Annotated in this window: 17 protein-coding genes; all 17 read left to right on the forward strand. The window is 58.0% G+C overall.

Annotated features, from left to right (window positions below; genetic code table 11):
• Positions 1-7: 7 nt before the first annotated feature.
• The 17 genes from ISF27_RS02695 to ISF27_RS02775 all read left to right on the forward strand — a co-directional run bounded on the left by ISF27_RS02695 (position 8) and on the right by ISF27_RS02775 (position 22,504).
• Positions 8-574, forward strand: a complete 567-nt coding sequence (locus ISF27_RS02695) for a hypothetical protein (RefSeq protein ID WP_194608852.1) — start codon at positions 8-10, stop codon at positions 572-574.
• Positions 575-1,172: 598 nt separating this feature from the next.
• Positions 1,173-2,207, forward strand: coding sequence for an N-acetylmuramoyl-L-alanine amidase family protein (locus ISF27_RS02700; protein WP_194608854.1), 1,035 nt, complete (start codon positions 1,173-1,175; stop codon positions 2,205-2,207).
• A 306-nt stretch (positions 2,208-2,513) separates the two neighbouring features.
• Entirely contained in the window at positions 2,514-6,215 is a 3,702-nt protein-coding gene (locus tag ISF27_RS02705) for a hypothetical protein (RefSeq protein WP_235985993.1), read from the forward strand.
• A 31-nt stretch (positions 6,216-6,246) separates the two neighbouring features.
• A complete protein-coding gene (locus ISF27_RS13485) occupies positions 6,247-6,645 on the forward strand; it encodes a Sec-independent protein translocase subunit TatA/TatB (RefSeq protein ID WP_194608856.1) in 399 nt (132 codons plus the stop codon).
• Positions 6,646-6,675: 30 nt separating this feature from the next.
• Entirely contained in the window at positions 6,676-6,870 is a 195-nt protein-coding gene (locus tag ISF27_RS02715) for a twin-arginine translocase TatA/TatE family subunit (RefSeq protein ID WP_194608858.1), read from the forward strand.
• Between the two features lie 6 nt (positions 6,871-6,876).
• Positions 6,877-7,647 (forward strand): twin-arginine translocase subunit TatC, encoded by a 771-nt coding sequence (gene tatC / locus ISF27_RS02720; RefSeq protein WP_194608860.1) that lies wholly within the window; start codon positions 6,877-6,879, stop codon positions 7,645-7,647.
• 83 nt (positions 7,648-7,730) lie between these two features.
• Positions 7,731-10,445 carry a cadherin-like beta sandwich domain-containing protein gene (locus ISF27_RS02725; RefSeq protein ID WP_235985994.1) on the forward strand — a complete coding sequence of 905 codons (2,715 nt, stop codon included), beginning with the start codon at positions 7,731-7,733 and terminating at the stop codon, positions 10,443-10,445.
• A gap of 222 nt (positions 10,446-10,667) precedes the next feature.
• Positions 10,668-13,067 (forward strand): helix-turn-helix transcriptional regulator, encoded by a 2,400-nt coding sequence (locus ISF27_RS02730; RefSeq protein ID WP_194608862.1) that lies wholly within the window; start codon positions 10,668-10,670, stop codon positions 13,065-13,067.
• Positions 13,064-14,164, forward strand: coding sequence for a TRAP transporter substrate-binding protein (locus tag ISF27_RS02735; RefSeq protein WP_194608864.1), 1,101 nt, complete (start codon positions 13,064-13,066; stop codon positions 14,162-14,164). Before ISF27_RS02730 ends, ISF27_RS02735 begins: the two co-directional genes overlap by 4 nt.
• Positions 14,165-14,516: 352 nt before the next feature.
• Positions 14,517-16,481, forward strand: a complete 1,965-nt coding sequence (locus ISF27_RS13490) for a glutathione S-transferase C-terminal domain-containing protein (RefSeq protein ID WP_194608866.1) — start codon at positions 14,517-14,519, stop codon at positions 16,479-16,481.
• 115 nt (positions 16,482-16,596) lie between these two features.
• On the forward strand, positions 16,597-17,523 hold the full coding sequence (locus ISF27_RS02745) for a transporter substrate-binding domain-containing protein (RefSeq protein ID WP_194608867.1): 927 nt from the start codon (positions 16,597-16,599) through the stop codon (positions 17,521-17,523).
• A 127-nt stretch (positions 17,524-17,650) separates the two neighbouring features.
• Positions 17,651-18,337, forward strand: a complete 687-nt coding sequence (locus tag ISF27_RS02750; protein ID WP_194608869.1) for a GNAT family N-acetyltransferase — start codon at positions 17,651-17,653, stop codon at positions 18,335-18,337.
• 148 nt (positions 18,338-18,485) lie between these two features.
• Positions 18,486-19,301 (forward strand): amino acid ABC transporter permease, encoded by an 816-nt coding sequence (locus ISF27_RS02755; RefSeq protein WP_194608872.1) that lies wholly within the window; start codon positions 18,486-18,488, stop codon positions 19,299-19,301.
• Positions 19,298-20,062, forward strand: coding sequence for an amino acid ABC transporter ATP-binding protein (locus ISF27_RS02760; protein ID WP_194608874.1), 765 nt, complete (start codon positions 19,298-19,300; stop codon positions 20,060-20,062). The genes ISF27_RS02755 and ISF27_RS02760 overlap by 4 nt, the downstream gene beginning before the upstream one ends.
• A 75-nt stretch (positions 20,063-20,137) precedes the next feature.
• Entirely contained in the window at positions 20,138-20,305 is a 168-nt protein-coding gene (locus tag ISF27_RS02765; RefSeq protein ID WP_194608876.1) for a hypothetical protein, read from the forward strand.
• On the forward strand, positions 20,289-21,470 hold the full coding sequence (locus ISF27_RS02770; RefSeq protein WP_194608878.1) for a glutathione S-transferase C-terminal domain-containing protein: 1,182 nt from the start codon (positions 20,289-20,291) through the stop codon (positions 21,468-21,470). Before ISF27_RS02765 ends, ISF27_RS02770 begins: the two co-directional genes overlap by 17 nt.
• Positions 21,471-21,472: 2 nt before the next feature.
• Positions 21,473-22,504: a glutathione S-transferase C-terminal domain-containing protein gene (locus ISF27_RS02775; RefSeq protein ID WP_194608880.1), complete on the forward strand. Its 1,032-nt coding sequence runs from the start codon at positions 21,473-21,475 to the stop codon at positions 22,502-22,504.
• Positions 22,505-22,552: the final 48 nt, after the last annotated feature.

A 22,552-nucleotide genomic window follows, 5' to 3' on the forward strand; every position in this document is an offset into this window, starting at 1 on the left:
ATAGCGTATGACCGAGACCTTTGAAACTCATCTCGACCCGGAGAGGAGAGCTGCCCTGTTTAAGCGGCTCTGCCCGCCGATGTCCGTAAAAACCATGGTGATCACCGTTGCCGTCCTGATCGTCCTGGAATTCATTTCCTTCGGCCTCTTTGAGACCCCCGGCGCGGCCTCCGGCGGCCTGATCGAAAACCCGAACCGTGTCGTGGGGACGATCGGCCTGATTTTTGTCGCCGTGCTCACCGCGGCGGCGATCGGGTCCGTGATTTACCATGCCCTGCGCAGGGCTGAGCTTCGCCGGGCACTCGACGATAAGTCTGTCCAGATCAATGACCAGGTGCTCCGGGTGGGAAATTTTCCGGTATATCGGGAGAAACTGGAGAAAAAGGACAGCCTGCTCCTCCTGGACGATGTCCTGTTCGTCATGGTTCGGGATAATCATGGGAAAATGCGGTCCGCGGGGATCCCGCTCGGCGGGGGAAACGCGGAGGAGATCCTGGATGCCCTGAAGCGGCACCGCTATCCGGCGGTGCGGGCGGCGAAGTCGGAGAGAGAACTGCCGTGGGGGAAGAAGTGAGCAGGGGATGACTGCGACCGGGCGGAGGCAGGCTGCGGGAGTGGCAGTGATCAGCCTGAGGCAGCATTGGAAAGACAGCCTTCGGGCGGCTGATGATCCAATCATCTAAAAAAATTCATCTAAAGAAATAAAGACGTTCAGAAGATTCCTTTACCGGGGGTCGGCTGAACGTCTTTTTTTATGCAGAGCACTTAATGATAACCAGCCACTTAACGAGGACAAGCGAAAGCGCAGTCCGAGTTTAGTGGAGTGGCTATCCAATGATAACCAGCCACTTAACGAGGACAAGCGAAAGCGCAGTCCGAGTTTAGTGGAGTGGCTATCCGCGGAGCGGGGCGCGAGCCCAGCGGGCGAAGTGCGAGTTTAGTGCGAGCTATGCAAATTTGCTTAGAGAGAACAAGCGTGAGCGCAGTTCGAACTTAGCAAATTTTAAACAACCTCGAAAAGCGATTGCTCGTTTTTGACATGAAAAAAATCAGCAATTTTCTGATCAATATACGAATGATATTGTAATGAATATACAATATGTCAAAAAGGAACTAAAACAAACAAAAACAAACAAAAACAAGCAAAAGCAAAAAAGGAGGTCATTGACGGTATGAAAAAGGTGAGTTTTGCTTTGGAGCGGGGGACGATCATGGTGATCTCCGCCCTGACGATTTCCCTGATTCCAGCACTGCCCGCGTTCGCAAAGGACAAATCGGTATCCTCAGTCATGATCCGCGTCAACGCGGTTGAAGATGATGAACATGATACCTTCCAGGTGGGAGCCTATATGGCTGACAGCGCGGTGGACGTCACCGTTCCGAACAGCGACAGGAAGAAATATCATATCGCCGGGTACTCCTTCAACAATTCTTCGCGGGAATATTTCTCCACCCATCAGGCGCCGACCCTGAAAATCAAGCTGGAAGCAGAGGAAGATTATAAGTTTAAGGTGGACAGTGAACGGGATGTGAAATTGAGCGGGAACGCCAAACCAGTGTACAAGAGTTTTGAAAAAAATAAGGACGGGACGATCCTTGAAGTCGAGACGGTATTAAGCGATATCGAGGGAAATGTGGGAGATATTGAATATGCCGGCTGGGATGTGAATCGAAGCGGCACGCTCGATGTGCTGACATACGGCGGCAACAGCTGCCAGATTCAGCTGTACAAGGACGGAGAGAAGTACAGCTCAGCCATCACTATTCCGGACTGCGGGAGCGGCAATCATACAATTGATATGCGGCCGTACATCAAGAATGCAGGGAACTATACCTTCTCGGCGCGCCAGTACAATGCGGACACACATTCCCGCGGAGCCTGGTATACCGTTGACGATGAGTACCGTGTCGATGAGGGTTCCGCGGCGGAGAACCGCTCACAGTACGGGTATATCTGCCGGGACTGCTACGGCTGGAAGAAGGACGGCAGCGGATGGAAATTCTTGACGCCCGGCGGCTGTCCGAAGGATACCTGGGTTGAAGATAACCACCACTGGTTTTGGATTGACGGAGAAGGGTACATGGTGACCGGATGGCGCCTGATTGACGGCAAATGGTACTACTTTAACGACAGGGGGGAGATGCTGGAGAATACGACCACGCCGGATGGCTACGCGGTGGGCGCGGACGGCGCGCTCCTCCAGTAACATGACCGCGATTTTCCGGATAGAACAAGAGCAGCATCGCGCGGCGCGGTAACGGGTTATCAATTCTTAAACTCTTTTTCGAGGTTTAATCATTTTTAAAATATGGACAAAAAAATGAGAAACACAATAATATCTGAATATTTAAAACATTTCCCTGGAATCTTATAATCAAAATAAATTTTGGGAGCTGCCGCGGTGGGATCCGGAATCCTTGCCGGGAGATGACCAGATGATGCTACAGGGAAATGTCTTTCCGCGGAACGGACAAATCTGCGGAGGGGCCAGAAACAAGAGGAGGGGGAGAAAATGGAGCAAAAGCCAAACACGTTCACGGGAAAGCGCTTCCGTCTGGCCGGAAGGCATCTCATGGTGGCAGCGATTGCCGCCGCGATGGCGCTGTCATCAGTTCCAGCTGTGTCCCTGGCTGCACAGGAGACGGACCATAAGAGTGGCGGCGGAATGTTGCGTGATGACTTCGCCGCGCAGCCGGGAAGACAGACAGTAAAAAGTATTCAGGCATACACGGATCAGACCTTCTATGGAACCGCTGTCGTCGAGGTCGAAATTACCTATGAAGACAATGTTGATCTCAGCGGGGTTTCTAAAGAGGACTACGAGCTTCTCGACCGCGGATCGCTGAATCCGGATTACGGCAGGGTCCCGATCTCCTCTGTCAAGGTGAACCAGGAGCAGCATAAGGTGACGCTTGAGATTGCGAGCGGCACCACAGCGACAGAGAATAACACGCTGGATTACAGCAGCGCTGGCACAACCGGCAAGCGTGAGCGCAACACCTTTGGCGCCGTGGTCACCGGATCCTGGTATCGGGATACATCGGGCAATATCCATTATGGAAAAGAAGCGGATGCCGAAAAAGGCTATCAGGCGAACACCACCGGGATGGGCTATCAGGCAAGGGAGTCCCTCGAACTTGTCCTCAGGCATACCGACGATCCGGAAGATCCGGGCCTGCACCTGGCGGATGAGAAAGGGCAGTATTCCGATAAAGAAAAGTGGCAGCCGACGATTGACCGGCAGCTTACCGAGGGCGGCTTCCGCGATCTCTACGCGCTGGAAATTCCAAGCACAGCGGCGGGCGCCGGTGACCTGACAGCAGATGCCTATGTCCGCGGTTATTATTATGTGCCGGAAAATTATCAGCCGGAGAATGGGATCATTTTCACCCTCCAGGGGCAGGGAATTTCCTATTGGAGGCTTGAGGACGGCACGGACAACGCGGGCTGCGGCTTCATGTTTGACACGGCAACCTATTCGTGGCGGAACCAGGGCGCCATCGTCGTGAACATTCATGACCGGTCAAGCGCGTCCAAAAAGTTCGGAAAGTGGTTTGAGAACTATGATTTCGTCGTCGACGACGCCAATGTGATGAAGTATTTCATTGACACGTATCACATAACTGGCAATATTGCCCTCCAGGGCAATTCTCGCGGTACCATGGCCTCGGCGATCCTGCTTAAGGCACTTGCCGGACAGCCGTACAACGCAAAGAACCAGGATTTCGGCGTGTCCTATCCGGAGACGGAAAAGCTGGATAAGACAAAGTACGATTTCACGGTAGATTCCTATATCTGCCAGAACGGCAGCTTCGGCTTCGGCTATGACGACGAGGACTGGAATGCGGTTGCGGCTACCGGCCTTCGTGTCTGGGCGTTCGACGGCGAGCAGGATTCCAACAATATCGATTCTATCGCCAAATACACGAAGCTGATGACTGGCCTCCGGGGAAAGGGCTGGACAGAGGAAAATGTCCGCCTGACCGGTTATCCGTCGGAAATTTTTTCTTACTGGGGCGAGACAGATCATTCGGTGACAAGGATCAACGGCTGGTATTTCCACGATGATCCTTACTATGGGCCGGATGTCACGGTGAATCCGAAGACCGGCAAACTGACCTACGCAGTCCGGCTGGGCGACGGGGAGAAATATACGCTGAAATGCCGCGGAAAGGCAGCCAGCAGCAATAAGACAGGCTATGAATACACGGTCTATGCGGACTCTTTCCACGCCTGGGCGCTCAAGCCTGCCGGGAATAGCGGAAATGTGCGGGATTTTGATGACTTCGGACAGCTCCCTGTGGATTACTCGCAGGCGGCACAGCTTCCGCTGACCGGAAAGTTCACGAAGAAAATTGATATGAATGGTGATGGCAGCCTGGATGACGGGAGGACAGTCAAAGCGTACATTGCGGATAACGCCTCCATCCGTTCGTATTTTACGGTGATCGCGGTTCCGGACAAGGTGGATACCTGGCAATTCCTCGAGGAGCAGGGATGGCTCGCCCTGGCTGAGCAAAAGGGAGAAGGCCTTTACGTCCTTGAACCCGGTGAAAATGGCTGGGGAACCGCGAAAGAAGAACAGGATTACATCCGTGCAGCGATATCCTTCCTGAGATCCGGGAAAAATGCCGGCGGGAACGGAGTATTTTCTACCTTTGGAATCTATTATCTTGCCGGTTATGGCAAGGGCTCTGCCCCGCTGGAACTCTGGGCCGCGGAAAATCCACTTCTCGTCATCAGCCAGGTTTACCAGGGCGGAGAATCCGCAGGAGTGGAGGCACTCAGGGAAAAAGCCGGAAGCGTGAGCTACGGTGCGGAGAATACCGGTGGTTACAAAGCCATCCCGGATTTTGACCAGACACTCAACGTGACTGGGATGAGCCGGATTACGGCCGCCGATGTCCCGGTTCCGACATGGATGAACCGCTATTCCGGAAGCCGCTCCTACTGGATGCAGACAAATGACTGCCTGAAAACAGCGGAGAATGGTGTTTACCATCAGAGGAGGGATTCAGATGCCTACCAGACGATGTACGCCAATTCCCAACTTCCGGCTTCCACGGCCTACGGGATCTCCGAGGTGAAAGTGACGTATGCGGCGGATGCAAATGCCGCGGATATTTACGCTTTCCTTTCCCGTTGGACAAGATACGACAACACCTATGCCTACTCGAATGCTCTTGCCCTCCGCCTGGATTACACCGGCGCGCGCGTTGAGGCGCAGCAGGAGGCAAAGCGGAATACCGTTCTTGCGTCATATTCGACGAAAGACGCGAATGGACATGCCCAGCTGGTGGAAATCACCGGCACCGGGCGGGAGAAGCTTGCCGGTCATGGCACCGTGGAAGTCGGTGTCTTCCGCTTCAGTGATAACAATGGCGACGGCGTGAATGACCCGAGAGAATACCTGATTTACATCCCGGACGGTGCGGATGGGAAGAAGCTCCCGATTCTCTGCGTATATCCGGGCAACACCCAGAGCGACAGCATTTTCTTCGACTGCACGCAGTGGTATCAGCTCGCGGACAGCGAGGGAATTGCCCTGGCGTTCGTCTGCGAAACTTACAATGACGCCGTGAGCATCACGCACAAGGACGCGAACCTCTATCAGACGGCACTGATGACAGTTCTTCGGAACCGGATTAACGGCGATCTGGCATCGCTCGATTTCACGAGAGTTTATGGTACCGGACAGTCGCTCGGCTCCATGACCACGCAGGGATTTGCGAGACAGAATCCGGAATTTTACGCGGCGGTGGCTTCGACCTCCGGAACGAAGAACCTCGGGGAGATCGATAGTGGAAAACCGATCCCGACGTACATGATCACCGGGCAGAGCGATCTGGATATGCTTCTCCCGGATCTCGCCGGAGCGCCGAATCTTCCGGTTTGGGGCAACTATTTCCTCCGGGTCAATGGCCTGAAACGCCAGATCGGGACGAAGGACAGCAATTATGGCGCGGATACCGCGGAGCTGATTGACCGCCGGTATCAGACCTACACCTGGAAGAACGCTGACGGCATCCCGGTATTTGCCTGGGGGCAGACGCTTATGCGTACGCATAACTGCTATCCTGGAGAAATGCGGCTGATGTGGGATTTCCTGAAACACTTCAGCAAGGAGACGGGAGCGGATGGAAAAGAAATCAGATACTACAGCGCTTCAGCATTTGCCAGCGATGACCGCGTGAAACTGTTTGGAGAGAATTAAGCAGATCTATGCATTGAAGGAGGAGAAACTTATGGGAAGAATCGGAACATCGGAGCTGCTGGTCATTTTTCTGATCGCGCTGGTGATTTTCGGTCCGAAGCAGCTGCCGGAGCTCGGGAAAATGCTGGGCAAGGCCATCGGTTCGGTGAAGCATTACGCGGACAGCAATACCTGGGCTGAGGAAGCCGCGAAGGAGGAGGCCATGAAGGCGCAGCCGGCAGCAGGAGCTCAGGCAGCGGCGGCCCAGCCGGCGGCAGGAGTTCAGGCAGCGGCGGCTCAGCCGGCGGCAGGAGTTCAGGCAGCGGCAGCCCAGCCGGCGGCAGGAGTTCAGGCAGCGGGCACGGTGCAGGAGGCAGCCGCGGTGCAGACACAGGCGGCAGAAACCGTACAGGCAGCCCAGCCGGTAACCGGAATGGCACAGCAGGGCTAAACGGGAATCAAGAGAGGAAGGAGAATCCTTATGGGAAGAATCGGAACACAGGAACTTTTGATCATCGCCGGGATTGCGCTTTTAATCTTCGGCCCGAGCCGGCTTCCGCTTCTCGGCAAGACAATCGGCAAGACGATCGGCGCCTTCAAGAACAGCGAGCGGAAAGCGGCAGCCGGTGAGGACACCATCACGGGGGAACCCGGAAAATCCGGCATGAAGGAGTGACCGTCTATGCGGAACAGGAGAGAGGGAATGACCTCCCCCGGAGAAATGACGCTGTTCTCCCATCTTGCGGAATTTCGGAACCGGCTTATCGTCTGCGCGGTAGTCTTCACCGCCAGCATGCTGGCCTGCCTCACAAAGGCTAAGCTTTTCTGTGACATCCTGATCAGCGGGGCATCGGAATTTTCCTTTATCTATACCTCGCCGGCGGAGCTGTTCATCGTCTACATGAAGCTTGCGCTCATCGGGGGAGCGGTGATTACGATTCCCACGGCAGTCTATGAGCTCTGGCGCTTTCTCAGGCCGGGGCTCCTCCAGAGGGAGCGGATCGCGGCGGGGCTGGTCATGATTTTCGGCCTCCTGCTCTTTGCCGCCGGCGCCGTGTTTGCGTTTCGTGTCATCCTTCCGCTCTCCATCCATTTTTTCTGGGGGCTGAATGAGGGACAGGGTGTGGCGCCGCTAATGTCGATCGCGAACTATGTGAATTACGTGACGGGGGTGATGCTCTCCTTCGGCGTGGTCTTTGAACTTCCCGTCGCCGTGGTGCTGCTGACGGAATTTGGGCTTGTCCGGGCAAAGACGCTCCGGAAATACCGGAAATACATGGTCCTGGTGATCTTTACCGCGGCGGCCATCCTGACCCCGCCGGATGTCACAAGCCAGGTTCTTCTCGCGCTTCCCATGCTGGGACTCTATGAGATCAGTATCGTGCTCAGCGATATTGTCGGTAGGCGGGCAGACCGGGCGCTCGCTGCCGGAGTAGCAAAAAACGCGGGGTAGCGGGGAGAATGACACTGGGAATGGATGAAATTATTTTATTTGTAGAAACTATTGATCAAGCAGGAGAAGTTAAGGGGTAAATTATGGACAAAATGCACACAGACACCGAACATCAGAATCCGCTGCTTCCGGGTGAGGAACTGCTGAAGGAGAAGTTCAGCCGGAGGTCATTTCTCAAGGGGCTGGCCTTTGGCACCGCGGCGGTGAGCCTTGCCACGATCCTTCCGGGCTGCGGGAATTCCGGCGGAGGAGCTTCGTCCGGGACGACGGCGGCAGCCGGAGAAGCCAGCGCGGCGGATTCCGGAAGTTCCAGCGGCAGCGGGATCTTTATCGATGGCGGAAATACCAACATGGATGGCCAGACCTACACGCTGGAGTTCATCCAGCCGGTTCACCTGGTCGCCATGGTTGACGGCAAACAGCCGGAGGGTACCTGGCGGTCCACCAACCGCCATCTGGTTTCCGTCGACCCGGACGGCACGATCCGGATGAGGGACGGTGTCGGCGGCCATTCGGTGGATGTGCTCTGGACGCGGGATGACACCGAGTACAAGGTGACTTTCCTGACCGGACAGACCGCGGGCGGGGAATCGATCGAGATTGACAGCCCGATCCGGCGCGGCGATTTCATGAAGCGGCTTGCGGATTACTTTGGCTGGTATCATTACAACAACTTTATGGACGACGGCACGGATATCGACGATGACGGCAACCTGATGACCGACGAGAGAGTCCGGAGCTATAAGGACGTCACCGGCGACGCGGTTTATGTAAAGCCCATTGAGGAAGCCCTGGATATGGGGGTTCTTCACGCGGATTCCGCCGATGAGGAATTTTATCCGATGTCCGATATGACCCGCGAGGACGCCGCCGTGATTCTCTGCAGCGCCTTCCACATCCCGGAGAGTGAGAACGATGTGCTCGCCAATTTCTCCGATGTCTCCCAGGTGAACAAGGACTGCTACGCCGCGCTGAACAGCCTCTTTGCCGGCGGCTACATGCGCGGGAGGAGCAGCACGACCATCAACCCCACGGAGGGTATCACGGATACCGAGGAGCGGCTGATCATCGAGGCGATCGACCGCAGAAATGTCTGCCCGGTATGGTCCCTTCCGGTGTCCAACCGGAAGTTTGTCCGCTGCCGCCCGACCTGGTTCACCGCGACGAAGGGAGCAACCGTGCACTGGAGGTGCCGCGGCTTTAATATCTCCGATTCGCGCCTGGAGGGCCTATTTATCGGCGACCGCGGGAACGGCGTCACGCTGAGCAGCGATTGGGGGCAGTGGAACGACTACACACCGGGATTTACCACGGTTCCCATGTTCGGCCTGAATAACTGCTATGACTTCCCCTACGACAATGTCTATTTCTGTGTGGAGGTCGAGTGCTACGCGACGAAGGACGGCCTCGCGGAGAGCCCGCACACGCACTTCATCTGGCGGATCGACCGGCCGGCCTGGCACGATTTCGCGACAGACAAGCTCCACGAGGGGACGGCAGACTATCCGACCGTCTACCGGTTCTTCGACAATTTCCAGGCGGCCGCCTACTATATTGAGGGAACCAAGTCCGGCATCCTCTATGACGGGCTGATGCCTACCCACACGACGACCTCCCTGATCGACACGGTCAACAAGCTCGCGACAAAGCCCTACATCTTCGTGCTCGGGCATAACCATCCGGATCACAAGGGAGCTCTGGCGCATGCCTATCACGCCGGCCTGGACTGCTACATGTGTGACCGCACCGGCCCGCAGGAGACGGAGTGGAAGATCGAGACCTACAACAAGGACTGGACGGACGCGAATCCTGTGGTTGACGACACCGTCACCGGCACGTACACGGGGGGAAATGTCCACCTGATCGACGAGGGCGACACGCTCGACATCGGCAATGCCACCTTCGAGGTTTACCGCCTTCCCGGACATGAGGACGCGATGATTATCCTTTACGACCGGAAGCACGGCCTCCTGTTCTCCTCGGATATCTACGGCGTAAACCGCTACTGGGTGGCTGACCAGTTCGGCGCGAAGGGCGTGAAGCAGGACCTTGTCCTCTCGCTCCAGCAGCAGCTGATGGACGCCTACCGCAAGGATGGCGCGGAGGTGAAGGAGCTCTACACCGGCCACAACCGTACCGGCGTCGGCGCGGACTATCTGATGGTCTGGGAGCAGGCGCTCCAGAACCTTGTGGATTACGGCCCGGACGGTGTCTCCGACGACCTCCGCGGTGACGGCGCGCTCGTTGCCCGGAACGGGGATCCCTATGCGACAACCAACTGGCAGGCCATCGCGCAGAACGGCAAGCAGGTGGTCGCGGAGTATACCGGCCAGTACGACGGCAAGAAATTCACCAGGATCGAGGTCGATGAGACCGGCGGCGCCGACGGGAAGACCCCGAAGGTGGAGAGCAACCTGTATTTCGATTACCGGTCCAACGCGAGCCTCAGCGATATCGTCTTCACGGACGCGGAGCTCGTCGGCCACGATTTCAAGTATAAGGCCGGGCAGGACAGCCAGGACGAGGTTCTCCCGGACGGCAGGCTGAAATTCGTTGTGCCGAATAAGTTCGTCCCGTTCGAGTATGACTATGATGTGAATATTGGCGCCGGGCAGGCGGAAGTAACGATGATCCCGACGACGATGTCTACCAAAGCCACGCAGGTGACCGTGAACGGCAAGCCGGCGGCGAGCCGCTGCCCGGTGAAGGTGGATACCTCCGCCCCGGCTGTTGTGGAAGTTACCGGTCCCGACGGCACGACGAAATCTACGTATACCTTTACATTCCGCACGGCATAAAGCCGGATGGCCAGGAAACCCCGCACCGGGTGAAGCTTATGCTCCGCCCGGCGCGGGGTTCCGCGTGTCTACGCTGCCAGACGATATGGCATACTGCTGGAAAATGTGATGTCCGGCATTCTGGTCAGCATGGTTCTTGTCGGCGTTCTCTGTAAATTTATACTAAAGCCATTTTGTATAAATATGTGGAATAATTTTGCGCTTTGCTGTATAATTTCACACATGAAAGCAAAACATATTCCCATTCGATTTTACACCATGTTTTTCCGGACTCTTGCCGTCCTGCTCGCCGTGACGGCCCTGGTGGTCAGCCTCTATACCGCAGTGCTGAACCGTGAGTTCCGGAAAAAATATTTTTACCAGATGAACGAGAGCGGCTTTGAGGCGATGAGCCGCTCCAGAAGTTCCCTGGACAGCATCATTTCCCAGGAAAGAAACCGGATGCGCGGAATTTTCCAGCGCTCGGAGGCGAAGACGATCCTCACCGCGGGAAATCATCTGACCGAGGAAAATACGATCCCGATGCTGCTTGCGCTCTCCAGCGCGGTGACGGGGGACAGCTATGCCTATGAGGCGATGCTCTACCTGCCGCGGGCGGGACGTGTCCTCATGTCCGACCAGCGCATTGTGTCTGCGGATGAGAGCCGGTATCTGACGGTGCTGAAAAATGAGGCCGATTCCCTGGTCGTCCGGGACGACGGGATTTTCCTGATCGAGCGCTTCCCGGAGCACAAGCCGCTGGGCATCCTGGTCCTCCGCCTGGAGAAGAGGCCGCTGTACCAGGCGGCTTTTTCGGAGGTGGGCTGGCAGGAGAATTACTCGCGGATTTACGTCTACGCATCGGGGACGCCGGTTTTCGCCGCGGTGCTTCCTTATCCGAAGGAGAAGGAGCTGGATGTGCGCGCGGAAATGTCTTCCGACGGAGAACGTCATGCCCTGGGCAGCTCCGGAACGGCAGGAAGCGGTACGCCGGCGGAGGACAGGCGGATCTTTGAGGCCGCGGGCGGCTCCTGTATCCAGGTGCTCACCGGGGATAAGTACGGCCTCATGTTCCTGCGGTTTATGGACATGCCGCGCCTTAACCCGCTCGGGCAGACGCCGGGAATCGTGGCCATCCTCCTGCTCACGCTGTTGATCACTGCCGCGGCGGCGCTATTTCTCCTGCGGACAGTTTTCCGCCCCTTCGGCGCGGTCCTCTCCGACATCCTGGGCAGCCGCCCTTTGCGCGGGGAGAGCATCCGCTCAGGCTCCGCGAATGAAATTGAGCTGATCCGGAATGTGGTGGAGGACGACCATGAGCAGCAGGAGAAGCTCCGGAAAATGCTGCTCACCGCGAGGGAGTCTGTCCAGTCGGGGCTTTTCCGGGAGCTGCTCAATTCGGACATCGTCCCGGAGGCCGACCTTGACTGGATCCGCGAACAGCTCGGGCATCTGGAGAGCCCGTTTCGCGCTGACGGCATGTACCAGGTCATTGCGCTCTGGCATGCGCAGCCGGTGGGCGGCGGGGATTCCCAGGTCACAGAGCACATGTTCCGCGAGGAGTGCGCGGAGCTCACGGCAGGATTTTTTGACGGGAAAGCCCTGAGCTTCTCCGTAAGTCCCAGCGGCCAGGTGGCTCCGGTCATCCTGAGCCGGAATCCGGCGGGCGGCTTCCCGCAGGTTCCCTCCGGCGTTGTGGTTCCGGAGGCCGACATCCTCGCGTATCTTCAAAAGGTGCAGGAACTCGCGGGAAAATACCGTTTCCGCTTTGCGGCCGGCGTGAGCGGCACGGCGGAGGGCATCGCGGCACTCCCGGCCGTAGGGCGCGCGGCGCTCGAGGATCTCCGCCGGCGTCTCTACGGCGGTGCCGCGGAGGAATCGCATGAGGAGCCGGACGAGGATTCCGCCGGGATGGCAGAGGAGGAGGGAAAAATCGCGCTCTCCCCGGACGCGGAGGCGGATCTGGCCGAGGCACTCCGGGCGCTCGATGCTATCGCGGAAGCCGCGCTTTCCGATCATGTCCCGGTGAAGGAACTCGACGCGCGCATGGACGGCCTGATCGGGCAGGTCACGACGGCCGATCCTGTCTTCGGCGCGCCGATCCTGCTGTCCCTCATGGACCGGATGACAGAGCGCCTGGTGCAATACCGGATCCCGGTCAGCGCGGAGGCGGCGAGGCAGCGCCGTGAGCTCTCGGAAAACCGGAGCCCGATCAACCGTGAGGATTCACGAATTTTCGGGGCGGAGGCATTTTTCCGGGAAGCCCTGGAGAACATCCGGAAGACGGGGCAGGGAAGCCAGCTGCGCTATGTAGAATCCGCGAGGTCGCTGATCCGTGAGCGGTACAGCGACCCGACGCTCTCCCTGGAACTGCTGGCGGAGGAGATCGGCGTGACGCCGCAGTACCTCTCACGGCTGTTCAACCGCTTTGAGAAAGCCGGATTTATCGGTTATGTCGCCGAGACCAGGCTTTCCCAGGCGAAGGCTCTGCTCGCCTCGACCGACCTCCCGGCGAGCGAGATTGGCCTCAGGACGGGGTTCACCTCCGCCCAGAGCTTCAGCCGGGTTTTCCGCCGCTATGAGGGGATCACGCCGGGACAGTACCGGAAGCAGCAGAAGGAGTCAGGGGGTGAGGGAAGATGATGAATTTACCAAAAAAATTCCTTCTCCTCTTAGCGGGAGCTGCCGTGGTACTCGCCGGCTGCGGCAGCGTCGGCAGGACAGAGAATATCTTCACGGTGCTTGAACAGACGGAAAGCAGCGGGGAAGTGGATCCCGGCGGGAAGACAGGCGCCGCCGGCGGGGCGTCCTCCGCGGGGGCGGCATCGCCGGTCTATCTGCATCTTGTACACTCCTCGTCGGAGAACAGCGCTATTGACCGGACGGCGGACCGCTTCCGCGACCTCGTCGAGGAATACTCCCAGGGAAATATCAAGGTCGAGGTATTTGCCAACGATTCCATGGGCTACATCTATGACTATCCCGAGGCGCTCCGCGAGGGCACCGTGGACGCCTGGATCGGGAGCGGGACGAAGATCGCGCAGGCGGTCTCCTGGCTTCCCACGATCCGTGGGCTCTCCCTCGAGCAGGTGAAGGCCGTCCTCGCGGACAGCCGGGTGCAGGAGGCGTACAGCGCCGAGGCGGAAAATGGCGGGTACCGGATCATGGCGGCATTTCCCCTCCAGTATCGTGTGCTGACCGCCAACATCCCGGTCAGCACGGTGGAAGATCTCCGAAAGCTCAAAATGCGCTGTTACGCGGAGCAAAGCGGGGAGACGGCCTACTGGGGGGCACTCGGCGTCCCGACAGCCGTCTACGATGTCCATCAGCTCTACTCTGCCCTGCAGCAGCACCTGGTCACCGCGCAGGCGAACACCCTGCCGGTGATTGTCAGCACGCAGATCTATAACCAGCAGCGCTACGTCATTGAGACGAAGCACATGGTCTATCAGGACATGCTCTGTGTCAGCAGCAATTTCTACCGGAGCCTTACCCCCGAGCAGCAGGGGATTCTCGACCGGGCCGCGCGGGAACTCGGCGATTTTTCCGAGGAGGTCTACAGCGCGGAGATCGTGCGCAGCCAGCGGATCCTGGAAAATGCGGGGCTTCGGACAATTTCGGCGGACGAGCAGCTGATCAGCGATATGCGGCGGATCGGCGGCCCCGCCGCGGAGCGGGAGCTCCGGAAGATCTACGGCGATGAGAAGATTGACCTTGTGATGAACGCGCCGGTATCGTAAGCGTGGCGGGATTCCCCGAAAAAGGGAATTTTCCGCCGGGCACACAAAATTCAGCAAGGCGCAACAAAAACAGCGGGCGGAAAACGGAGAGATTCGTTTTCCGCCCGCTGTTTCTGACTGAGCCCGGCATCTTCCCGGCACGTGGGTCTCAGGCAGTACAAGGACCGGTGCGGTCTAAAAAAATCTTCTTGACATACCGCGGAATCTGCGGTAAATTACGACCATAAACACAGAATACCTATCAGTTAAGTATGATATATAGGAGGGGTGCTCATGATCGCGAAAGGCCGCCGATGTTGATCCGGAAGAACGTACAGAACCTATAGTCCAGAGCACAGAATCGAGGCAGAAGATGAGGATAGAGAAGAACGGATCGGACGAGGTACGCCTTCAGGCGGCAGACCCCTATGATTATGAGATCGTGAACGGAAGAAAGATCCGCGTCCGCCCGAAGGAGAGCGGGACAGAGATCGATGAGAACGGTTATTTCCGCAGGCAGGGGAATCAGTACACCAGGACATTTCCCGGTGTCTCCGGGGCAGTCGGCGAGATCGCCGGTGTCGACCTCTACGGAAGGAAGACCCAGGGCAAGCTTCCGGAGCTTCCCGTGGAACCGTGGCGCTACCGCCTGGTCTGGGCGAAAGGCTGCCACTGGAGCAACCGCGCCGCCATCGTGCGGGAGCTCGAGGGGCTTGACGATGTGATTTCCGTGAACCTGGCAGGACACGGCGAGGGGCACCAGAAGAATCTCGGGTGGGAATATGTCTACAGCGAGAACAACACGGATCCGCTTCTCGGCGACCAGTTCCTCTCGGAAGCATACTACCGGGCAGAGGAGGATTACGGCGGGCGGACGACCGTCCCGGCGCTGATCGACGTGACGACCGGCAAGGTGGTCAGCAACGATTATAACTGGCTGACCAACTATTTTGAAGTGTCCTTCCGCCCGTTTCACAAAAAGGGCGCGCCGGATCTCTATCCGGAAGCGCTCCGGGACGAGATTGACCGCGAGAACCTCTGGCTTTTCGATAATATCAACAACGCCGTCTATCGCTGCTGGTTCGGCCAGAGCAAGGAAGGCTATGCGCAGGGCTACCGGACATTCTACGCGGCGATGGATGTCCTGGAAAAGCGTCTCGCGAAAAACCGGTTCCTGTTCGGCGATTATGTGACAGATTCTGATGTCCGCCTCTTTGTGACCCTCGCAAGGCTGGACATCCGGTACACTTTCCAGCTCGGCGAGACGCAGCACCGCCTGGTGGATTACCCGAACCTCTGGGGCTATGCCCGTGAGCTGTGGCAGATTCCGGCATTTCGGAACAATACCTATTTTGCGGATTTTGCCAACCCGGAGGTCAATGACCGCGGGGCCTACCGCGCGTCCTACAACTACCGCTTCCTCAAGCAGATCGATTTCGACGCCCTCTGGAACCAGCCATCCGACCGGGCGAAGCTCTCGAAGGATCCGGCGCACAAGTTCCTGGCGGAGACCGACGGCGGCGCGGCGAGGACGGAAAATGGCTTCGCCGGCTTTTCGCGGACAGCCGGGGAGCAGGAAGCCTGGGAGAAAGATGCCGCGGCTTATGCGCGGATTCACGCGATTCCATCGACAAGCTCGCTTGTCCCCGGGACACCGGCGGTGAAGTCGCCGGAGGATTTCCCGGCCTTTGCCGATGGCCGTCAGGCACAGAAAGAAGCGATTCTCCGGGAAATCGCGAGGGTTCCCGAAAAACCGGATCTCTCCCTTCTTTCGGGGATCCGGACGGCGGAGGAAAAGACTGACGCGGAGGCGCGCCTTGCGGAGGCGGAGAAATATGTCAGGGACAGCGTCACCGACACCCTGACAACCCTGCTCACGAGTGTGAAGCTTGCGGACTTTGACGAGGCCTACAGTGTCCTCTACGCCACCTTCGACCAGCTCGAGGAGCGTCTCTCCGCGAGGAGATTCCTGCTCGGGGATTATGTATCCACGGCCGATGTGGAGCTCTTTACCTCCCTCGTCCGCTTTGACGCCGGCTATTCCCGCCAGATGGGCGCGACGAAGCACCGCCTGGTGGATTACCCGAATCTCTGGGGCTATGCGAGGGATCTCTACCAGATTCCGGCATTCTGGCACAGCACAGACTGGAAAAAGATCATCGCGAATGTCGATCCGAATGCCGAGGGGGCAAATTACAGCCCGAATACCTTCTATGATGTCGTGCTTCCGAAGGCGGATCTTGACGAGCTGTGGAAGACCGAGACGGAGCGCGCGTACCTGAGCAGCGATCCGACCCATGAATTCCTTTTGACGGACAATCGCCGGTTCAACCGGTGACCGATCATTGCCGGCTCACCGGAAGCCGGACAATCAGGACGATGATTTTTGTGTCCCGGACGCGCAATCGGAGTGTCTGGGAGAGATAAACGGATGAGAGACGAGGAGAAAACTGATGAAAAAGAGATGGACAAGACAGACAGCAGCACTGGTGGCAGCAGTTACCGCAGCGGGACTTCTCGCGGCGTGCGGCGGAAGCGGCGCGGCCAATAAAACGGCAGCAGCGGGAACGCAGGGGCAGGGCAGCGCGGCAGCCGGCGCGGACAGCAGCGCTTCCGGGGAGAAGACGACCATCACGGCGGTGACCGCCGCGAGCCCGAGGCCATTTACCTACTATGATGAGAGCAACCAGCTGACCGGCATGAATATAGACCTGACGAACGCGATCTTTGCAAAGCTTCCGCAGTACGACCTGCGCTGGGAGGTTACCGATTTCCCGTCGATCTTCGCCGGGCTCGATTCCAACCGCTACCAGCTCGGGGTAAATAACTTCTCCATGAACGAGGAGCGCAAGGAAAAGTACCTCTTCTCTGACCCGATGTTCGCGAACCAGCTGATCGTCGTCGCCGGCAAGAACGTCCAGCTCGGGGACAGCGACACCATCGATTATTCGGATCTTGCGGGCCTCAATTTTGTCGGCCAGTCCGGTATTTTCCAGACGACCAACGTGGAGAATTACAATGATGCCAATCCGGACAAGAAGATCAACATCAACTATACGGAGGAAGATCTCTCCGTGCAGCTGAAGGACGTCCAGGACGGCAAGTATGATTTTCTCACCATCGACGCGCCGATGTACTATGGTTATTACGAGCCGGAGTTCGGCTATGACCTGCAGGTCAAGAATCTTGCCGGCTTCGGTACAACCGACGGGATGTACAGCTATTATCTCTTGAGCAAGGGAAGTGATCAGCTGCTCAAGGATATCAATTCCGCACTCCGTGAGGTGATCGAGGACGGCACCTCCAAGGAAATCAATGAAAAATATTTTGACGGCAAGGATTACACCCCGGATCTCTCGGCACTGACCTCCGGAAACTGATGCCGCAGGGAAATTCCGCCGGGATGGATGACCATTCCGGCGGAATTCGGTTATGCAGGACACGAACAGGTGTGCGTGATGAGATTTGCTGATCTGGCGGATTGGACAGCATAAGGAGGTTTATCCGATGAAAGAGATTATCTGGAAGGAGACGAGTGAGCAGGTGAACTGGCAGGATCTGGCAGACCTGCTCAACCGGGCATTTGCGAAGACGAATGAGCCGGTCAACAGGCCGGGCTATGCCGAGGAAAAACGCAGGGCCGAGAAGGCCGCGGAAAGGCTCAGGGCTGAGGGGAAGGCCGCGGAAAAGCCGGGCACCGGGAAGATCGCGGCAGGGCTGGAAAATGCCGATGCGGCAGGTTCCGGCAGGGAACACCGGGACGGCCACCTGCGCTCTGCGGCGTCGGTGAAAAAGGTCTTCGGGAACAGCTACGGCGTGGTCTATGCCTATGACGGAAGCAAATTGATCGCCTGCGGGAGAGTTCTCTCCGACGGGCTTGAGCAGGCGGCGATCTACAATATCGCTGTAGACCCGGATTATCAGGGGTATGGCCTCGGACGGGGCGTCATCAGCCGTCTTCTCGATGAGGTTCAGGGATGCGAGACAATCCTCTACACCCATCCGCAGACGGTCAAGTTCTATGAGACGCTCGGTTTCCGGAGAATGAAGACCGGCTTCGTCATCCATGCGGGGGGATCGTTCAGTGAATTTGAGCAGAAAGAGGGCTTCCTTCTTCCGGAGGGATACCGCTATGAGCGGGATGAATCCGAGGATTATGCGGTTCCGCCGGAGCACGGGAAGCAGCTGGATTGACCGGGAACAAAAAGTGCTTGCTTTTTCCGGGCGTAACGAGTAGTATCTATAACAACAGATAAAACATATCTGAATACTAAGTATTAACAAGAACCCCAAAATCGCAGAAGATAAACCTGCAAAAAACTTGATCTTCCGGAGGAGCAAAATGGCGAAACTTTTTGACTGGAAACTTGTCTTTACGGAAATCCCGGACATCGTCCGCTATCTTCCGACCACTCTCATCCTGACGCTGGTTGCCGCGGTGATCGGCCTGCTTCTCGGCCTTCTGATCGCCGTCATCCGCATGCGGAAGATCCCGGGCCTCTGGCAGCTTTCCGCCGCCTTCGTCTCCCTGATCCGTGGGACGCCGGTCATTGTCCAGCTGTATATCGCGTATTTCGGTATCCCGATCGCCCTCCAGTATATCAATTACTCTCGGGGCACGGATTACAATATCAACGCCATCCCGGGAATTGTCTTCGCGATGGTTGCCCTTGGGCTTAACCAGTCCGCCTTCGATTCGGAGACTATCCGCTCCGCCCTGCAGTCGGTTGACCGGGGCCAGATCGAAGCCGCCCGCTCCCTGGGCATGAACAATCTCCAGGTGCTCACCCGGGTCACCATCCCGGAAGCCACATCGGTCGCCCTTCTTCCGCTGGGCAATTCCCTGATCGGCCTGATCAAGGGCACATCGCTCGCATTTACCTGCTCCGTAGTGGAGATGACCGCCGCCGGCAAGATCATCGCCGGACGAAATTACCGCTACTTTGAGGTGTACTGTTCCTTGGCCATGATCTACTGGGTCATCACATTCTTCCTGGAGAAGCTGATCTCCCGGCTTGAGAAATCTTTCGAGGTGCCTGCTGAGGTGCCGGAGAGGGATGCAGAGGGAAAAATCATCCGCGGAAAGCGGGCAGCCGCATTGGCCAGGGCGGCAGTGAAGACGGAGGGCGCGACCGGCGCAGGGGAGGCAGAACGATGAGCTACGTAGAAATCCGCAACCTGAAAAAGAAATTTGGCAATAACACCGTCCTCGACGGCGTTGACCTGGACATTGAAAAGGGAGAGGTTGTCGCGATCATCGGCCCCTCGGGCACCGGAAAATCCACCCTTCTCCGCTGCCTGAACCTTCTCGAGAAGCCGGAGAGCGGCACGATCCGCTTTGACGGGGAATCGTATGACCTGACCACGCGGAACGCCAGGGAGATTTTCGCCCTCCGCCAGCACACGGAGATGGTTTTCCAACAGTTCAACTTGTTCCGGCAGAAGACCGCGCTGGAAAATGTCATGGAAGGCCTCCGGGTTGTAAAAAAGATGAGCCGCGGGGAGGCGAGGACGGCAGCGCTCGCCGCGCTGGAAAACGTCGGGATGCAGGACCGGATCTACCACTATCCGCGCCACCTCTCCGGCGGCCAGCAGCAGCGCGTCGCGATCGCGAGAGCGCTGGCGATGAAGCCGCAGCTCCTGCTCATGGACGAGCCGACATCGGCACTTGACCCGGAGCTGGTACAGGAGGTCAATGTGACGATCCGCAAGGCGGCGGATGAGGGCAATACGATCCTCCTTGTCACCCACGAGATGCCATTTGTCAAGAGCGTCGCGAACAAGGTCATTTTCCTGGAGAAAGGCAAGGTCGTTGCCTGCGGGACGCCGAGGGAGATCTTCGAGCATCCAGCGAGCGACCGGCTCCGCCAATTCCTCATTCACATCAATATGCTGGAGGCTGCGGAATACAATATCTGAGCATGAGTACCGAGATTCCCGGATCACGAGGGGATCGATGTCACCGATGAGGACGCATACGCGACTGCACGGAAGGTGCCGCGCCTGGAGGGCTTTACGATCGGCATCAGCGCGGGCGCCGCGCTCTGGGCGGCGGCTGAGGTGGCCAGACGGCCGGAGAATCAGGGGAAAACGATTGTCGTGATCGTCCCGGACGGCGGGGATCACTATCTGAACGGAGACCTGTATGACGAAGAAAACTGAGACTTCTGCCTGCGGCTTTGTGCCGAAAGAGAAAGAAACTTCGGCTTGTGCATTTGTGCCGAAGGAGAAAGAGATGTCCGCCTGCGGCTTTGCGCCGAAGACGCACGCGAAGGGACATTCCCATGTCCCGGAAGCGCATGACGGGCAGGATTGGAGCCACGGAAACCGCGTGGGCGGCTATCATGACAGCGAGCGGGCGATCCCCGGGGATACCTGGTTCAACACGCCATTTGCCGGCGGAAGGGAAGTCATCGGCGCCACGATCCCGATCGGCCTTCCGGATTCCTCCGTGGAAGAGCAGGAGCTTCCGGTGGAAGCCGGGCGCTACCGCCTGATCTGGACACCGCTCTGCCCCTGGGCGACAAGGCTGAAAATCGTGCTGAACCTCCTGGGGATCGGCGGGGACGTCATCAGTGTCGGGACGGCGGATCCGGTGAAGACAGCGGACGGCTGGAAGTTCACCCTGGATCCCGGGGGAAAAGATCCGGTGCTCGGCATTTCCTCTCTGCACGAGATCTATGAGAAGACCGCGCCGGGCGAAGGGTGGAACGACACGGTTCCGGTCCTCGTGGATGTCCGTGAGGGGCGGGTCATCAATAACGACTACCACCATCTCCCGAATTACTTTGAGACGGTCTGGAAGCCCTTCTGGAGGCCCGGAGCGCCGGATCTCTATCCCGCCGGCCTCCGCACGCAGATTGACCGCCTGAACCGGATTCTCTTTAACGATGTGACGAACCGCGTGTACCTTGCCGGGTACGCGGCGACACAGGCGGAGTATGAGCACAGCTATGATATCTTCTTTAAACGCCTGGACGCGCTGGAAAATTATCTCGGCAGACACCGTTTCCTTCTCGGGAACCGCCTGACTGACGCGGATGTCCGCCTCTACGTCACCTTATCCCGGCTGGACGCGGCGTACTATTTCGCGTTCCGGCTCAATAAGCAGCGGCTTCGGGATTATGACAATCTCTGGAACTATGCGAAGGAGCTCTATTCGATCCCGGCATTCCGGGAAGCCACGGATTTCGAGGCAATCAAGAGGGGATATTTCCTCGGAGATTCCGCGCCGAATCCCTGGCGCATTGTCCCGTACGGGCCGGATGAGTCGGTCTGGACGGAGCCGAATAACCGGGCGGAGAAATTCGGCCCGCTGGAGGTGTAAGTATGGCAGTCGTTGATCATGTGATCACTTCGGAGGTCGGGAAAAACGGAAGTTTTGAGCGGCAGGGAAACCGTTTCACCACGCCATTTTCCGCAAACCCGGATGCGGAAAAGAAAGGCCTTCTCCCGGTGGAGGCGGGGCGCTACCGCCTGATCTGGGCGCCGGTCTGCCCCTGGGCAACGCGCTCGATGATTGTCCGCGAGCTTCTCGGCCTCGACCGGACAGACCCGGAGACCGGGATGCCGATCCTGAGTGTCGGTAAGGCGGATCCGATCCGCCCGGATGTCCCCTGGAGCGACTGGGCATTTACCCTCGATCCCGGCGGGATTGACCCGGTTCTCCACGTGCACCTGCTTTCCGAGGTTTACTACCATTCCGACCGGAGCTATACCGGGCGGCCGACGGTGCCTGCCGTGGTTGATCTCACGACCGGGAAAGTGGTCAATAACGACTATTTCCACCTGACCCTGTATTTTGAGACAGAGTGGAAGAAATTCCAGCGCGAGGGCGCGCCGGAGCTCTATCCGGCGGAGCTCAGGAAAGAGATTGACGAGCTGGACGACTATGTCTTCCACAACGTGAACAACGGGGTCTACCGGGCAGGATTTTCCCAGAGCCAGGAGGCGTACACCGCGGCCTGCCGCGATGTCTTTGCCGCCTTCGACCGACTGGAGGAGAGGCTGTCCCGGCAGCGGTTCCTTTTCGGCGATTATATCACCGAGGCGGATGTCCGCCTGTACGTGACGCTGGCCCGGTTTGACCTCGCCTACTTCAACGGTTTCCGGGTCAATTACCGGATGCTCAGGGATTACCCGAATCTCTGGGGATATGCCCGGGATCTCTTCGCCGAGCCGGCCTTCGCCGACAACACGGATTTCGACGGGATCAAGAAGCATTACCATCTCTGCTGCCTGGCGACCAATCCCGACAGCATCCTTCCCGCGGGGCCGGATGAGGCGGTATGGTCGGAGCCGGCGGGGCGGGAGCATCTCTCCGCTGATCCGGAGCACAAGTTCCGGAGAAGCGGAGGCTGAGGGGAAATCAGTAACGGTTCAGATACCGTATGCGCTGCATGGTACAAA

The sequence above is a fragment of the Clostridium vitabionis genome, from assembly GCF_015351765.1.
GTDB lineage: Bacteria > Bacillota > Clostridia > Lachnospirales > Lachnospiraceae > Clostridium_R > Clostridium_R vitabionis.

What these genes read in the sequence shown, in the direction of transcription:
- ISF27_RS02700 (WP_194608854.1), top strand. Translation starts at nt 1,173, where the DNA reads ATGAAAAAGGTGAGTTTTGCTTTGGAGCGGGGGACGATCATGGTGATC.
- ISF27_RS13485 (WP_194608856.1), top strand. Translation starts at nt 6,247, where the DNA reads ATGGGAAGAATCGGAACATCGGAGCTGCTGGTCATTTTTCTGATCGCG.
- ISF27_RS02755 (WP_194608872.1), top strand. Translation starts at nt 18,486, where the DNA reads ATGGCGAAACTTTTTGACTGGAAACTTGTCTTTACGGAAATCCCGGAC.
- ISF27_RS02745 (WP_194608867.1), top strand. Translation starts at nt 16,597, where the DNA reads ATGAAAAAGAGATGGACAAGACAGACAGCAGCACTGGTGGCAGCAGTT.
- tatC (WP_194608860.1), top strand. Translation starts at nt 6,877, where the DNA reads ATGCGGAACAGGAGAGAGGGAATGACCTCCCCCGGAGAAATGACGCTG.
- ISF27_RS02715 (WP_194608858.1), top strand. Translation starts at nt 6,676, where the DNA reads ATGGGAAGAATCGGAACACAGGAACTTTTGATCATCGCCGGGATTGCG.
- ISF27_RS02725 (WP_235985994.1), top strand. Translation starts at nt 7,731, where the DNA reads ATGGACAAAATGCACACAGACACCGAACATCAGAATCCGCTGCTTCCG.
- ISF27_RS02775 (WP_194608880.1), top strand. Translation starts at nt 21,473, where the DNA reads ATGGCAGTCGTTGATCATGTGATCACTTCGGAGGTCGGGAAAAACGGA.
- ISF27_RS02750 (WP_194608869.1), top strand. Translation starts at nt 17,651, where the DNA reads ATGAAAGAGATTATCTGGAAGGAGACGAGTGAGCAGGTGAACTGGCAG.
- ISF27_RS13490 (WP_194608866.1), top strand. Translation starts at nt 14,517, where the DNA reads ATGAGGATAGAGAAGAACGGATCGGACGAGGTACGCCTTCAGGCGGCA.
- ISF27_RS02770 (WP_194608878.1), top strand. Translation starts at nt 20,289, where the DNA reads ATGACGAAGAAAACTGAGACTTCTGCCTGCGGCTTTGTGCCGAAAGAG.
- ISF27_RS02735 (WP_194608864.1), top strand. Translation starts at nt 13,064, where the DNA reads ATGATGAATTTACCAAAAAAATTCCTTCTCCTCTTAGCGGGAGCTGCC.
- ISF27_RS02705 (WP_235985993.1), top strand. Translation starts at nt 2,514, where the DNA reads ATGGAGCAAAAGCCAAACACGTTCACGGGAAAGCGCTTCCGTCTGGCC.
- ISF27_RS02730 (WP_194608862.1), top strand. Translation starts at nt 10,668, where the DNA reads ATGAAAGCAAAACATATTCCCATTCGATTTTACACCATGTTTTTCCGG.
- ISF27_RS02760 (WP_194608874.1), top strand. Translation starts at nt 19,298, where the DNA reads ATGAGCTACGTAGAAATCCGCAACCTGAAAAAGAAATTTGGCAATAAC.
- ISF27_RS02695 (WP_194608852.1), top strand. Translation starts at nt 8, where the DNA reads ATGACCGAGACCTTTGAAACTCATCTCGACCCGGAGAGGAGAGCTGCC.